The sequence below is a fragment of the Mesorhizobium silamurunense genome, assembly GCF_014843825.1.
GTDB classification, from domain to species: Bacteria; Pseudomonadota; Alphaproteobacteria; order Rhizobiales; family Rhizobiaceae; genus Mesorhizobium; species Mesorhizobium silamurunense.
This window is the reverse complement of sequence record NZ_JHQR01000269.1, coordinates 1-14,159: the sequence shown is the minus strand read 5'-3', so window position 1 is coordinate 14,159 and position 14,159 is coordinate 1. Positions and strand designations below refer to the sequence as shown.

At 63.5% G+C, this 14,159-nt stretch carries 10 protein-coding genes; 8 read left to right on the top strand and 2 right to left on the bottom strand.

Going from position 1 to position 14,159, the window contains the following annotated elements:
• The first annotated feature begins 48 nt into the window (after positions 1-48).
• The 3 genes from DH10_RS27890 to proC all read left to right on the top strand — a co-directional run bounded on the left by DH10_RS27890 (position 49) and on the right by proC (position 3,247).
• Positions 49-1,062, top strand: a complete 1,014-nt coding sequence (locus DH10_RS27890) for a glycosyltransferase family 2 protein (protein WP_192247294.1) — start codon at positions 49-51, stop codon at positions 1,060-1,062.
• Positions 1,031-2,350: an O-antigen ligase family protein gene (locus tag DH10_RS27885; RefSeq protein ID WP_192247296.1), complete on the top strand. Its 1,320-nt coding sequence runs from the start codon at positions 1,031-1,033 to the stop codon at positions 2,348-2,350. The genes DH10_RS27890 and DH10_RS27885 overlap by 32 nt, the downstream gene beginning before the upstream one ends.
• An 81-nt stretch (positions 2,351-2,431) precedes the next feature.
• The gene (proC, locus tag DH10_RS27880) at positions 2,432-3,247 is read left to right on the top strand and encodes a pyrroline-5-carboxylate reductase (RefSeq protein WP_192247298.1); all 816 of its coding nucleotides are present in this window, start codon (positions 2,432-2,434) and stop codon (positions 3,245-3,247) included.
• Here proC and DH10_RS27875 read toward each other — a convergent pair.
• Positions 3,222-4,562, bottom strand: a complete 1,341-nt coding sequence (locus tag DH10_RS27875; RefSeq protein WP_192247300.1) for an NAD(P)H-dependent oxidoreductase — start codon at positions 4,560-4,562, stop codon at positions 3,222-3,224. The genes proC and DH10_RS27875 overlap by 26 nt on opposite strands.
• A gap of 497 nt (positions 4,563-5,059) precedes the next feature.
• On the opposite strand from DH10_RS27875, the gene DH10_RS27870 reads away from it, so the two are divergent.
• The 4 genes from DH10_RS27870 to DH10_RS27855 are packed head-to-tail and all read left to right on the top strand — an operon-like array spanning position 5,060 to position 10,618.
• Complete coding sequence (locus tag DH10_RS27870; RefSeq protein WP_192247302.1) at positions 5,060-6,517, top strand: TolC family outer membrane protein; 1,458 nt, start codon at positions 5,060-5,062, stop codon at positions 6,515-6,517.
• A 30-nt stretch (positions 6,518-6,547) separates the two neighbouring features.
• A complete protein-coding gene (locus DH10_RS27865; protein ID WP_192247305.1) occupies positions 6,548-8,680 on the top strand; it encodes a type I secretion system permease/ATPase in 2,133 nt (710 codons plus the stop codon).
• A 17-nt stretch (positions 8,681-8,697) separates the two neighbouring features.
• Positions 8,698-9,987, top strand: a complete 1,290-nt coding sequence (locus tag DH10_RS27860) for an HlyD family type I secretion periplasmic adaptor subunit (RefSeq protein ID WP_192247307.1) — start codon at positions 8,698-8,700, stop codon at positions 9,985-9,987.
• Complete coding sequence (locus DH10_RS27855) at positions 9,977-10,618, top strand: ribbon-helix-helix domain-containing protein (RefSeq protein WP_192247309.1); 642 nt, start codon at positions 9,977-9,979, stop codon at positions 10,616-10,618. The genes DH10_RS27860 and DH10_RS27855 overlap by 11 nt, the downstream gene beginning before the upstream one ends.
• A 9-nt stretch (positions 10,619-10,627) precedes the next feature.
• On the opposite strand, the gene DH10_RS27850 is transcribed toward DH10_RS27855, so the two are convergent.
• The gene (locus DH10_RS27850) at positions 10,628-11,599 is read right to left on the bottom strand and encodes a transglutaminase-like cysteine peptidase (RefSeq protein ID WP_192247310.1); all 972 of its coding nucleotides are present in this window, start codon (positions 11,597-11,599) and stop codon (positions 10,628-10,630) included.
• Positions 11,600-11,922: 323 nt separating this feature from the next.
• On the opposite strand from DH10_RS27850, the gene DH10_RS27845 reads away from it, so the two are divergent.
• A partial coding sequence (locus DH10_RS27845) for an Ig-like domain-containing protein (protein WP_210327863.1) occupies positions 11,923-14,159 on the top strand: 2,237 nt, incomplete at its 3' end.

Here is a 14,159-nt window from a genome sequence, read left to right as displayed (position 1 = left end):
TTATCATCGGGCTGCTATCGAGAGCCGAACCCACTCGGCTGGAAACGGATGCTCCCTTTGCCATCGGACGCTTTGGTATCGACCGCGGGGGTATCGATCGCGGGGCGGTCTCCGGGGCTCGCCGCCGAGACCGTCGAAGCGGTCGTGACGCTGCCGACCTTCAAGCGGCCCCGGCTGCTCCTGGAAACGCTGGCATCGCTCAAGGCCCAGAAAACCGCGCGCCGCTTCGCCGTCATCGTCATGGAAAACGAGGCCGAGGCGCGCGAGGGCGCCAAGGCGGCATTGCCGCTGTTCGAGCACGGCGAGATGCCGGGCCTGGTGATCATCGCGCATGAGCGCGGCAATTGCAGCGCCTACAATGCCGGCTGGCAGACGGCGATGCTGCAGTTCGCCAACTTCAAGCATCTGCTGGTGATCGACGACGACGAGATCGCCGAGCCCGGCTGGCTGGAGCGCATGTGCAAGGCCGCCGAGACGCTTCGAGCCGACATCGTCGGCGGGCCGCAGGTGCCGGTCTTTGCCGATCCTTCCCATGCGAGATGGGCCGACCATCCCGTTTTCGCGCCGCCATATCGTGAAACCGGCCGCGTGCCGGCGCTCTATTCGTCCGGCAATCTGCTGGTCGGGCGCAACGTGCTTGCGGCCATGGGGTCGCCCTTCCTCGATCTGAGGTTCAACTTCATGGGCGGTGGCGATTCCGATTTCCTGAGCCGCGCCGCGCAGAAGGGCTTCGCGCTCGGCTGGTGCGCCGAGGCAAGGGTCGAGGAAACGGTCCCAGCGCGCCGCGTCGAGGCCGACTGGATCCGCGCCCGCAGCCTGCGCAACGGCGTCATCTCGACCCTGGTGGAAAAGAAGAAGCGCGCGGGCACGCCGTTCGCCGGCACCAAGGTTATTTTGAAAAGCCTGGCGCTGCTTGCCGCCTCGCCGCTGCGCGGCGCGATAAGGCTGGCGCGCACGGGTTCGCTGGCAACAGGTCTCTATCCCGTCTATGTCGCGCTCGGCCGGGTGCTTGCCGAATTCGGATATTCCAATGAGCAGTACCGGCAGCCTGAGAAGAACTGAGCGCGCGCCGCTCAGCGCCGCCTTCACGCGCGAGGGCGTCGCGACGGCGATCGCTGCGCTGCTTTTTGCCACCATCATCATCTCGTTCCGGCCCTTCCAGCCTGCCGGCGCCGAACTCACCGGCGACGGCGGCGATATCGTCAACCAGCTCGGCTTCGGCTCGCTCGGCGCGATCTCGATCTTCTCGCTGCTCGCCTTCGCCGATCCGCGCGTAGTGCGCTCGCTCATCAGCCCGTCCTGGGCGCTGATGCTGGGCTTCTTCTTCCTGTCGGTGATCCTTGCGACCGATCCGCCATCGGCGATGCGAGCGGCCTCCTTCACCATGATCGGCATCATCACCATGGCGACGATCCTGGTGCTGCCGCGCGATGCGGACTCCTTCGCCAGGGTCATCATCTTCACCGCCGTCGTGGTGATGGGGCTTTCTTATGTCGGCCTCATCGTCTTTCCGAACGAGGCTCTCCACACCGCCGACTCGCAGGAGCCGGAACATGCCGGCTTGTGGCGCGGGGTCTTCACCCACAAGAACATCGCGGGACCGGTGATGGCCTGCTTCAGCTTCGCCGGGCTCTATCTCTGGCGGCGCGGGCAACGCTGGTGGGGTATCGGCATCTTCTCAGCGGCGATGATCTTCGTGCTGCATACCGGCTCGAAGACGACCGTCGGACTGGTGCCGTTCTCCATCCTGATCGTGGTGCTGCCCAGCCTCATCGGCATGCGGCTCGGCACGCCGGTGCTATTCCTGTGCGCAATCATCGCGACGGCGGTCGGCACACTGGGCATCGTCTTCATTCCGCCGGTGAAGCACCTGGCGGCGGTCTATTTCCCTGATCTCACCTATACCGGCCGCACCACGCTATGGGAGTTTGCCGGCGAGATGCTGGCGAAGAAGCCCTGGACCGGCTACGGCTATGAAAGCTTCTGGGGAACGCCGCTGCTGCTCAACCAGGACCAGCCTTTCGACCGGCCCTGGGACATCCGCACCATTGTGCACGGTCATGACGGCTATCTCGACATCGCGGTGCTGATGGGCATCCCCGCGCTCTGCGTCGCGGTCTATACTTTTCTCATCGCGCCCTTGCGCGACTATATGCGCATCCCGCCGCGCAAGGAGAACATCTATCTCGGCGACTTCTTTATGATGGTGGTGCTGTTTGCGGCGCTGAACGGATTTCTCGAAAGCTTCTTCTTCCGCCGCGCCGACCCCGTCTGGCTGCTCTTCGTGCTCAGCTTGCTTGGCCTGCGGCAAGTGTCGCTGCGACCTCTCCCGGTTCGCCGTCCCAAATGAACTGGCCGATCGATCTCCGTGCGACTGGACTTTTCCGTAGCCGCGCAAGCGGCTAAGACAGCCGTCTTTACGGAGGTTTCGATGACCATCAGGCTCGTTCTCGCCGGTTGCGGCAATATGGGTTACGCCATGCTTTCCGGCTGGCTGAAGTCCGGCAAGCTCGAGCCATCGGCGGTGTTCGTGGTCGAGCCCAATGCCGAACTGCGCAAGCGCGCCGAACATCTGGGTTGCAGCACCGCGGCCGACGCATTCGCCATTCCGGCCGATGCGGTGCCCGATCTCGTCGTCATCGCCGTGAAGCCGCAGGTCATCCGCGATGTGACGGCAAGCTACAAGCGCTTCGGCGACGGCAGGACCACCTTCGTCAGCATCGCCGCGGGCACGCCGGTCGCGACCTTCGAGGAGATCCTGGGCGAGCTCGCGCCGATTGTCCGCTGCATGCCGAACACGCCGGCGGCGATCGGCAAGGGCATGATGGTGGTGTTTTCCAACCCACTCGTCTTGGACGACGTCAGGCGCTTCGTCGCCGAGCTGCTCTCGGCGAGCGGCGTCGTGACGACGATCGAGGACGAGAGCCTGATGGACGCGGTAACCGCCGTCTCCGGTTCCGGCCCTGCCTATATCTTCCATTTCATCGAGGCGCTGACCGTTGCCGCCGAGAAGGCAGGCCTGCCGGCCGAGACTGCCAAGCTGCTCGCCATGCAGACCGTCTATGGCGCCGCCTCGCTTGCCGCCGAAAGCGACGAGGAGCCGGGCGTCCTGCGCCAGCAGGTCACCAGCCCCAAGGGCACGACCGCGGCCGCACTTGCCGTGCTGATGGGCGAAGACGGGCTGACGAAACTTTTGACCGACGCGGTGGAAGCGGCGCGGCTCAGGTCGATAGAGCTGGGGAAGTAGCGCTCACGCCGTACAACATCTCGTCCTGCAACCGACGCAGAGCATAAAGCCTGGTCGTCTCGTCAGGCGCGGCGTTGTCCGCGGTCAACAGCTCGCCTTTCTTGACCGGCTTCAGCACCTTGCCGCCTTCGAGCAGTCCGACCGGCACGGCGCGGCTGGCGCGCGCCTCGGCGACCGTCATGGTCCAGGAGCGGTAGCAGGTCTCGCCGATGGCGTCGAAAGTCTCGCCGGCGGCGACATCACGCTTGGCGACCGCGCAGACCTCGGCCACCGGCTTCGGCAGCGGCACCATGTCGGGCCTGCCGTAGAGCATGATGCGGGCCGCAGTCAGCGGCACCTCCAACGAGGTCAGGTGGTATGGCCTGAAGAAGCTGTAGTAAGGGCCGTGGCCAACATGGAGATCGTCCATGCGCTCGACAACGCGCGGGTGCGTCGCCTCGACGATGACGAAGACGCCGGGCGCCACGCCCTTGCCGATGGTGTAGTCGACGACGCCCTTCTTCGACAGGATGCCGCCATCCTCGCGCGGGATGAGCACCTTGGCCAATTGGTCGCGATCGGCCTTCGGGCCATGCATGCCTGGGACATCGGGCACCAGGCCGGTGGCGTTGGCGATGGCGCACATCTCCACCATGGTCTTGGAACCGTCGACGAACTCGACCAGCATGCGCGGGTTCATGTTGCGGCGCAGCGCTTCCTCGCGATAGTCGTCGGGAACGGCGTCGTGGTTGAGCGGGTTGTTCTTGCCCTTGCCGGCCGAGACTATGGTGTAGCCGAGCGCCGAGGCGAACTCGATCAGCTCCATGCAGCTCGAGGGCTCATCGCCGGCGCCGACCGAATAGACGACGCCGAGCCGATCCGCCTGCTGCTTGAGGTAACAGCCGATGGTGACGTCGGCCTCGACATTCATCATCACCAGATGCTTGCCATGCTGCATGGCCATCAGGTCGAAATCGGCGGCGACGCCGGGTTTGCCCGTGGCATCGATGACGACGTCGATCAGCGGATTGGTGACCAGCATCTCGTTCGAGGTAATGGCTATCCTGCCGCTTTCGATCGCCTGGCTGACCCTAGAGGCGGTCTCGGCTTCGGCAGCCATTGCATCGTCGCCATAAGCGATGCGGATCGCGTCGCGAGCCGTGTGCGGACGGCGCGTGGAGATGGCCGCAACCGAAATGCCCGGCATCAGCATGCCCTGGGTTACCAGATCGGTGCCCATCTCGCCGGAGCCGATGACGCCGATGCGCACGGGGCGGCCCTCGGCGGCGCGCCGGGCGAGATCGCGGGCAAGCCCGGTCAGGGCGACATTTGTCATACAAGAACGTCCATGCTTTGCTTCAGCCCGCAATACAGGGAACGATCCCCGTTTGCCAACAAAACCAGCCAGGCATGGCGATTTCCAGCGCACGCCTTGCAGAACCGGAGCAGATTTTTCGCAGCAATCGGCAACCTGCACGTGTTTGCAGCGCGACCATGTCCGGGCGAGGACGGAATCGATCGAACCGCCAAGGGTGGCATCGGTTAGCGGCGCCTGGGGCGATTCCTCTATGCGGACTTGCTATTTATTAAGGAAAATCGCGATCGCGGGCGGTTTCAACTGAATGGCGCCCCGGCCGGGCATCGTATCTGTGCCATTTTTGCTACATCCGCCGGGACTAATGGCTGGAATCCTCGCTTTTAAAGCACTCTAAATCAATAAGTGCTCACATCCCCGAAAAATCTGATAGATACTCACCGCAAGCTCTGGTGGCAGGCTTGGGCAAATAAGCGCCGACAAAAACAAAAGGGCGCGGGGATAGTCACGGGGTAGAAATGACCAGGACGGGTAAAGTGACCGTCGGCTGGCGTATTGCGCTTGCTGTTACGGTGTCGATGCTGGCTTGCGGAAGCGCCAGCGCACTCACACTCAAGGAAGCTGTAGCGGTCGCCGTCGAGTCCAATCCTGAGATTGGGCAGGCGATCGAAAACCGCGAAGCCATCGAATTCGAGCTGCGCCAGGCGAAAGGCCTCTATCTTCCGAGTGTCGATCTGGAAGCGTCGACGGGCGTTCGCCGCCTCGACAATTCTTCCCGGCGCGCGCTCGACGAGGATAACGACGCCCTCTCCCCGAACGAGGCCGACCTCACCGTCACGCAGACGCTTTATGACAGCGGCGCAAGACGGGCCGAATTGAACCGCCAGGCCTCGCGTGTCGATGGAGCTTCCTTCAGGGTGCTGGAACGGTCCGAATTCATCGGGCTTTCCGTCGTCCAGGACTATCTCGAATATATGCTGCAGGCGTCGATCGTCGCCGAAGCGAAGAAGAACCTCGCCTTCCATCAGTCTATACTCGGCGACATCAAGCAGGGCATCGCCGGCGGTGCGCTCAACGATGCCGACCGGCAGCAGGCCGAGGAGCGGCTTTACGCCGCCAAGGCGCGGATGCAGGAGGCGACCGAGGAACTGGAGGCGGCCAAGATCCGCTTCTTTAAGAATGTCGGCAAGCCGCTGACCAATCCGTCACGGCCGGCCGATGTGGCCGGCGCGCTGCCGCGCTCGCTCGATGACGCGATCGGGCTTGCCAGGCAGAACAATCCGCGCGTCCATATGGCCAACAGCGACATCGACGCCGCCGCCTCGCTGGTCGACGCAGCGCGGGCCAAATACGGTCCCACGATTACCGCCGAGGGCGTCGCCCGGGGCGGATATGACATCGACGGCGACGACGGCGACACCAGCGACCTGCAGGCTCGGGTCGTGCTGCGCTGGAACCTTTATCGGGGCGGCATCGACAAGGCCAACGAGCAGGAGCAGATCCGCCGCACCAGCGAGCAACGCCTTGCGCTGCATCAGGTGCTGCGCGAGATCGAGGAAGCCGTGCGCACATCGTGGGACCGCCGCTTCCGCCAGGCGGAACTTTCGCAGACGCTGCGCCTGCAGGCAGCCACCAACGAAAAGCTGGTTGCGTCCTATCGCGAGCAGTTCAAGGTCGGACAGCGCTCGCTGCTCGACGTGCTCGATGCGCAGAACACGCGCTTCAACACCGCGACGCTGGCCGACACCTCGTCCTATGCATCGCTGTTTGCCGAATACCGGCTGCTGGCCGCGACCGGAGAGTTGCTGAAGACGCTGAACATCCAGCCGGCCAAGCAAGCCGCGGCCTATGCGCGAACGGAATTCGGCGTGCCGGCAACGGCCGATACCGAAACCTATGCGCGCACGCCGTCGGAGCAGAAGAACGATCTGCCGTTCGACATCCTCGCGCCGGTCAGGAAAAAGCAGCCGATGTAAGCATCGATCTCTGGTCCTTCGGGGCGGATCGTGAATCAGCAGCCCAACATCATCTCGCCCAAGGAGGCTTTCAAAGCCTGCTTCTCGGCGATTGCGGCCTATCTCGGCCGGCCGAGCGCGGAGACCGTGCTGTTTGCCGGGGTGCCGATTTCGGACACGCGCATCGAGCCGGACGATATCAGGCACCTGGCCGAACGCATCGGCCTCGAGGTCCAGGCGTTCAGCCATCGCGATTTCGTGCGTGGCCGCGTCGATCTTCCGGCCATCGTCTTCCGCGTCAGCCAGTTGCCGGTTGCGCTGCTCGCCGAGACAGAGTCCGGGCAATATCTGACGGCGCCGCAGGAAAACGGCCGCACCTCGATCGGCAAATCCGAGCTCGCCGAGAGCTATATCAGCGGCGGCGCCTCATTCTCGATCACCTATGCCAACACCGCCGAGGAGATGACGGTCGGCACGGCGCCCAGGATCGAAAGGCGCCATTGGCTGACCGGAACGATGGGGGCGTTCTGGCGCACCTATTCGAAGGTCGTGTTGTCGGCCGTCTTCATCAACCTCCTGGCGATCGCCTCGCCGATCTTCACCATGAACGTCTACGACCGCATCCTGCCGAACAAGGCGATGTCGACGCTCTGGGTGCTGGCGCTCGGGATCGGCGCGGCCATCCTGTTCGATCTGTTGCTGAAAACCGCCCGCGCCTCGCTCATCGACTATGCCGGGCGCAAGGCGGATCTGAGGATTTCCTATCTGCTGTTCGAGAAAGTGCTCAACTCGTCGCTTTCGGCGCGGCCGGGTTCGACCGGCGAATACGCGAACCGCGTCACGCAGTACGAGTTCGTGCGCGAGTTCTTCACCTCGAACACCATCAGCGTGTTCATCGACACGGTTTTCGTCTTCGTCTTCCTGCTGGTCATCTACGCCATTGGCGGCTGGCTGGTGATCATACCGGCTCTGGCCTTCGTGATCGCCGTCATTGTCGGGCTGGTGACGCAGCGGCGCATCGGCAAGCGGGTCGCCGCCTCGATGAACGAGGCAGCCCAGCGCCAGGCCCTCCTGGTCGAATCCATTTCCACGCTGGAGACGATCAAGTCGCTGCGCGCTGAGGCCTATCTGCTGCGCAAATGGGGCGAGCACTCGAAGAACGCGGCCAACACGTCGGAGAAGATCAAGGAGCTTTCGGCCGCCGCCGGCAACATCACCGGCGCCATCCAGCAATTTGTGACCGTCGCCCTGGTGGTTGCAGGCGCCTACGCCTTCTCGGAAGGCGAGGTCTCGACAGGCGCGATCATCGGCACCGTCATGCTGGCGAGCCGTGCGGTCGCGCCGCTCGGCCAGATCGCCATCACGCTCTCCCGCTTCCGGCAGGCCATGCTGTCGCTCAGGATCGTCAACACGATCATGGCGCAGCCGGAGGACCGGCCCGACACGGTCGGCTTCGTCAACCGGCCGATCCGCAGCGGCGCGATGCTCTTCAAGAATGTCGGCTTTGCCTATCCGGGCACCGAAAACGAGGTTCTGAACGGGCTCAACATCGCAGTCCGGCCCGGCGAGCGTATCGGCATCATCGGCCGCATCGGCTCCGGCAAGACCACGATGGGCCGCCTGATCGGCCGGCTCTTCCTGCCGACTTCCGGAGAGCTGCTCATCGACGGCATTGACATCCGCCAATACCACCCTTCGGAAGTCCGCGCCGCGGTCGGCATCGTCGCGCAGGCCGGCGACCTGTTTTCGGGCACCATCAAGGAAAACCTTCTGATGGCCGCTCCGGAAGCGACCGACGAGGAGATCATCGATGCCGCGAAGGCCGCCGGCGTCGATGACTTCGTCTCGCGGCATCCGCGCGGCTACGACATGAATGTCGGCGAGCGGGGCACCAATCTCTCGGGGGGCCAAAGGCAGGCGGTGGCGATCGCGCGGCTGCTTTTGACCAAGCCGAAAATCGTCTTCCTAGACGAGCCGTCGGGTTCGATGGATCTCGCCTCGGAACGGCAGTTGATCAAGCAGCTCAGAGTGGCGTTCGACCGCAACACGACGCTGATCGTGTCGACCCATCGCTACAGCATGCTGGAGCTGGTCGACCGCCTCATCGTCATCGAGCAGGGCCGTGTAGTCGCGGACGGAGCGAAGGAACAAGTCATCCAGGCATTGCAAAAGGCGAATGCCTGACCGGGGCACGTTGGGGAATGTTTGCAAAAGAAGACCGGCCGCCGCTTTTCGCATCGGCGTCCGTCTACATCATAGGGGCGCTGTTCGCGGCCTTCACCGCCTGGGCATCCTTTGCCGAGGTCGATGAGATCGCGCGCGGCGACGGCAAGGTCATTCCCGCTTCCAAGACCCAGATCATACAGGCGAGCGAAGCCGGCGTCGTTCAGGAAATCGCGGTCAAGATCGGCCAGACGGTCAAGAAGAACGACCTGATCATCCGCCTCGATAACACAGGTAACACTTCGAGCCTGGGCGAGGAGCAGGCCAAGGCGCGGGCGCTGCAGGCGCGCATCGCCAGGCTCAAATTCGAGCAGAGCGGCACCCTCGAGGGCGCGTTCCCCTGTCCGTCCAATATCCAGAAGATCGCGCCGGAAATCTGCGACAACGAGCAGAAGCTGCTCATTGCGCGCCGCGACAACTTCCAAGTGAAGCTGTCGGTGCTGAAGTCGCGTCTCGATCAGCGCGAGAAGGAGCTCGACGAGGCGACCGCCAATTCCGACCGCCTGTCCAAGAGCCTGGCCGTCAGCGACCAGGAAACGGCGCTGATCGAACCCATGGTCAAGAAGGGCCTGATGGCCAGGACCGAACAGATCCGCGTCGAGCGCGAGCAGACCGATCTGCGTGGGCAGCTCAACCTTGCCGGAGAGACCATCAAGAAGAGCAAGGCGGCCATCACCGAGGCGCAGCTTCAAGTCGACGAACTCGGCCTGCAATTGCAGCAGGAAGCATTGAGCGACTTGACGCAGGCGCTGGCGGACCTCTCGGTGGTGGACGAAACCATCCGCGGCGCCACCGACAAGGTGGCGCGGACCGATATCCGCTCGCCTGTCGACGGCATCGTCAACACGCTCGACGTCAACACGCTCGGCGCTTTCGTGCAGCCGGGCGCGGTCGTGGCCGGTATCGTGCCGACCTCGGAGACGCTGCTGGTCGAGGCGCGGGTCTCGCCGCGCGACGTCGCCTTCATCCAGCCGGACCAGGACGCGCTGATCAAGGTCACGGCTTATGATTTTTCGATCTTCGGCGGCATCGAGGGCAAGGTCTCGAACATCACCGCCGACAGCCTGGTCGACCAGAAGACGGGCGAACCCTATTACCAGGTGCGCGTCGCGACCGAGAAATCCACGCTGCAAAGAAACGGCAAGACCTATTCCATCATCCCCGGCATGATCTGCTCGGTCGACATCAAGACCGGCCGCAAGACGATCCTCAACTATCTTTTGAAGCCCATCAACAAGGCGCGTCAGGAGGCGATGAGTGAACGATAGCGCCTCCCGCCCCGGTGCTCCGCGCGAACGACTGCTGCCGTTGCTCGTGGCCGAGGATTTCGGCCCGGAGTTCCGGGTCGTGGCACGCGGCGGTGTGCGGCGCGGCATCCGGCTGGAGCGCGCCTTCTGGGCCTCGCTGAAGCAGATGGCCGAAAGCCGCAAATGCACGATCGGCATGCTGGTCGAGGAGATCGCCGAAAATCATCCGGACCAAGGGAATCTCACCTCGGCGATCCGGGTCGCGTGCATGCGTGGCCTCGCCGAGGAAAGCACGGAGTTGCGCAAGCTCGCCTCGATCCGGACGATCAACGCGATCCTGGTCGCCTGTCCCTCGCCCGCCTTCGCGCTGTCGTCGTCCAAGAAGATCCTGGCGTTCAACACGTCGTTTCAGCAATTGGTCAGGCGTCAGTTGCCGAGCGCACCGGGCGAAGACGGCAAACAGGACCTCAAGCTGGCGCTGGACTTGAACGTCACCGACGTTTTTGCCCGGCTCGACGCCAACGGCGACACCCCGGTCACCACCGGCTTTGTCATCGGCGCCGGCGAGCGCCGCTACCGGGGCCAGCTCAGCGCCGTGCGCGCGCCCGTCACAGAGCCGGAACTGTTGATGGCGTTCGTCTTCAACGGCTAGACGGGCGGTCTATCTCGCACCCAAACCAGATGTTGCGGGCGTCACCGCCGTATCCGGCGAAGAGCCTTCGCCGGGCGCCACCGTCGCGAAACCGCCGGCGATGTCTGCGATCTGGGAACCGGACTTCTTTCCGTGGATCCAGGCGCGATCGGTGCTGAAGGAGTAGAGCGGGACATAGTCGGGAAGGTCGCTATCCATCGCCACATTGTTGCTGAGGCTGTCCAGGATAAAGGCGCCGCTTCCCGTGCTCACGGACAGGACGGCGTGGAAGAATTTCCGGCGGCGATCCTGCAGCACGACGAGCGACATGCTCTGCGCCGGGATCCCGGCGCGCAACAGCGCCGCCATCTTCAGTATGGCGAAATCCTCGCAGTCGCCGGCGCGATGCTCGAGGATCTCCGATGGTTTCGCCCAGTAGTCGAGCTTGCCGTAGACGACGCTGTCCTTGCGATAGGCGATCAGGCGGTTGATGCTGCTGTTGACGAAAGCCAGCTTGTCGCGAAAACCCTTGTTGCTGGCGATGTCGACGATTCCGGCAAAGGCGGCGTTCTCGCGATCGCAGGGACTTCCGGCCGTGCAGTCGAGGATCGCCTGGTAGACAGGGGCCCAGCGCGCGGCGACCGGGAAGTTGTGCATGGACAAGGCGACCGACCCGAACACGCCCGGAATGATCGCCGCCGTCCGGATCGGATCGATGCCAGGGGCGGCCTCTCCGTTTGAAGAACCTGCCGTCGGGTGGGCTTCGAGGGGGCTATAGACGCTGACGACACCGGTTATCCGGTAGGCGGCGACAGGCTGCCAGAGCTGCAATCTGGCCAGCGAAACGCCGCCGAGATTGACCGGCGCAGACACCGTCTGAAGGGCTGGATTTCCAATGGAGATCGCGCCGGCGGATGACGCATTCGGCAGACCGGCGAGGCCGATTGCCAGCAGCAGAACCTTGACCCCCGACGCCGCCGGGGCAGCTTTTTGTATTTTCATAACGCCCACCTTTGACTGTGGACGCTACCAATCTTGTCTCAAATTATCGGAAATGAAGGTGGGTAAAGTTCCGCGAATCAATCTATTCTGTTTTACGTCAAATTTTATTCAAATTAATACTCTCGTTTACCGAACCGTCGTCGCGCTTCTCAACCGATCCCAAGGCACCTTCGGGAATACATAGCTGGGTATATCATGACGATTTACCAAGTGTAAAAAATGCAAATCCATACATATTCAGATATATGAAAAAGATTGAAGGTGTGTTGTAAAGTTCGATGCTCGCATGTCTCTTTCCGGGAAATGCCAGAGGGGCTTGAGCTATGACGAACAGTATCGAATTCGACACCGTTTCCAATTCCTGGGACGAGCACGCGACTGTCGGCGAACACCCGATTTCGGGTGTCCAAGTCGCACAGGCCTCCGGCGGCCAGGCGGCACCCGCAGCAGGCGAGCCTGTGCCGGTCGATGTGGGAAGCGGCGCGCCGGCGCAGGGCGCGGCCAACGCACAGAACGTACAAGAGGCAGACAAGCCGGGGGCAGACAAGCCGGCGGCCGACGCCAACGCCCCTGCATCCAACGCTCCTGCCGGAAACGCACCGGCGGCGAACGCAGCGGCCTCGAATGTTCCACATGAATATCACGCCGAGGCCGGCAATGTCGTGAAGCTTCCGGCCAATGTCTCTATCGACAACATCAAGGTCGACGGCCACAATCTGGTGCTGGTGCAGCCCGACGGATCCGAGATCGTCATCAAGGACGGCGCGCTGAACGTGCCGACCTTCATCATCGGCGACGTCGAGGTGCCGCGCGTTGCCCTGATCGCGACCCTTGAAGCGAGCCATGTCGATGTCGCCTTCGGCGCCGACGGCTCGATCTCGGCCGGCGGAAACGGGTCGCCAAGCAGCGCCGGTGGAAATTTCGAACAGCCTCCGGGCGGGATCGGCGACGGATTCGGCCTGACGGCGCTTTTGCCGCCGACCGCATTGCAGTTCGGGCAGCCGGAGAACCGTGAGCTGTTTCCCTCCGTCGCCACCGACAAGGGCGTTTCCGTTGTGGCAGTGTCGCTGCTCAACCCGGACGAGGCGGCCAGCGAGACCGGCTTGAACGGCGGGCCGACACAGTCACCGGGCAGCGACGCGCCGAGTAACGCGGAAACGTCCAGCATCGGAACGATCACTATCGACGCGCCGGATGGCATCGGATCGATCGTCATCAACGGGGTCATCGTCACCGGCACGGGCCAGCAGATCCAGGGCCAGTTCGGCTACATCACGATCGTCTCCTTCGATCCGGGCACCGGTGCTATCGAATATAATTACACGGTGACCGAGTCGGTCACCCATCCCGAACATACGAACGGATACGATCAGAACGATACGGTTCCGGACAATTTCAGCATCACCGTCACGGACTCCGACGGCGATACGGCCAGCACCACTTTTGCCGTCGCCATCATCGACGACGTGCCGACGGCGATCGCCGACACCGACAGCGTCGCGGCCGGCCAGGTCGGCCCGGCGACGGGCAATGTGCTGGTTGGCGGCACCGATGCGGGCGATACCAATACGACGGACGGCGTTGCCGATACCCAAGGCGCCGATGGCGCGACGGTGGTTGGCGTTGCCAAGGGTACCACGAATGCCGATCTGGTCGACGCAAGCACGCTCGACGTGCAGGTCCAGGGTGCCTACGGCAAGCTGACGCTCCACTCCGACGGCAGCTACACCTATGCGCGCGACGCCAACACGCCCGGCGGCGTTAACGACGTCTTCACCTACACGATCAAGGACGGCGACGGCGACACCTCGCACACCACGCTGACGATCGCGATCGGCAACTCGACGCCAACCATCAGCGACCTGACGCCGGAGGCCAACGGAGGCGACACGATCGTTTACGAGAAGGGCCTGCCAGCAAGCTCAGGATCGGAGGGTTCCGGCGAAGCGCAGAATCCTGCACCCGAGACCGACCAATCCGAGACCAATACCGGGACATTCACGATCTCTTCGCCCGACGGCATCGCCTCGCTGAAGATCGACGGACACGACTTCATCACCAACGGCGTGTTTACCGGTGGTTCCTTCACGACGGCGCTCGGCAACACACTGACGGTGACCGGCTATGATGCCGGCACCGGCCAGGTCACCTATACCTACACGCTCGTCGACAACGAGGCGCACGACCCGGTTCAGGGCGCCAACAGCCTGTTCGAGAATTTCACCGTTACGCTGACCGACCTGGACGGCCAGAGCGACAACGGCACGCTGAGCGTCAAGATCGTCGATGATGTGCCAACGGCTAGCACGGAAGCCTCGCAGAACATCGCCGAAGGCGCGACGATCACCGGCACGCTGGACTTCGTCGCAGGCGCCGATGGCGCCACGGTGACGCATATCGACGGCACGCTGCTGGTCTTCGGCCAAGACGGCTACTCGCAGGCGATCGACATCGGCGACGGCTTCATCAAGGTCAAGGCCGACGGCAGCTATTCCTTCACCGCCGACAATCCGGTGATCGGCACGGGCGCCGCCTCCGCCACCTACACGGTGACCGACGG

Excerpts from the sequence above, each read along its gene's own strand:
- DH10_RS27885 (WP_192247296.1), top strand. The coding sequence starts at position 1,031 with ATGAGCAGTACCGGCAGCCTGAGAAGAACTGAGCGCGCGCCGCTCAGC.
- DH10_RS27875 (WP_192247300.1), bottom strand. The coding sequence starts at position 4,562 with ATGACAAATGTCGCCCTGACCGGGCTTGCCCGCGATCTCGCCCGGCGC.
- DH10_RS27850 (WP_192247310.1), bottom strand. The coding sequence starts at position 11,599 with ATGAAAATACAAAAAGCTGCCCCGGCGGCGTCGGGGGTCAAGGTTCTG.
- DH10_RS27860 (WP_192247307.1), top strand. The coding sequence starts at position 8,698 with ATGTTTGCAAAAGAAGACCGGCCGCCGCTTTTCGCATCGGCGTCCGTC.
- DH10_RS27890 (WP_192247294.1), top strand. The coding sequence starts at position 49 with ATGCTCCCTTTGCCATCGGACGCTTTGGTATCGACCGCGGGGGTATCG.
- proC (WP_192247298.1), top strand. The coding sequence starts at position 2,432 with ATGACCATCAGGCTCGTTCTCGCCGGTTGCGGCAATATGGGTTACGCC.
- DH10_RS27870 (WP_192247302.1), top strand. The coding sequence starts at position 5,060 with ATGACCAGGACGGGTAAAGTGACCGTCGGCTGGCGTATTGCGCTTGCT.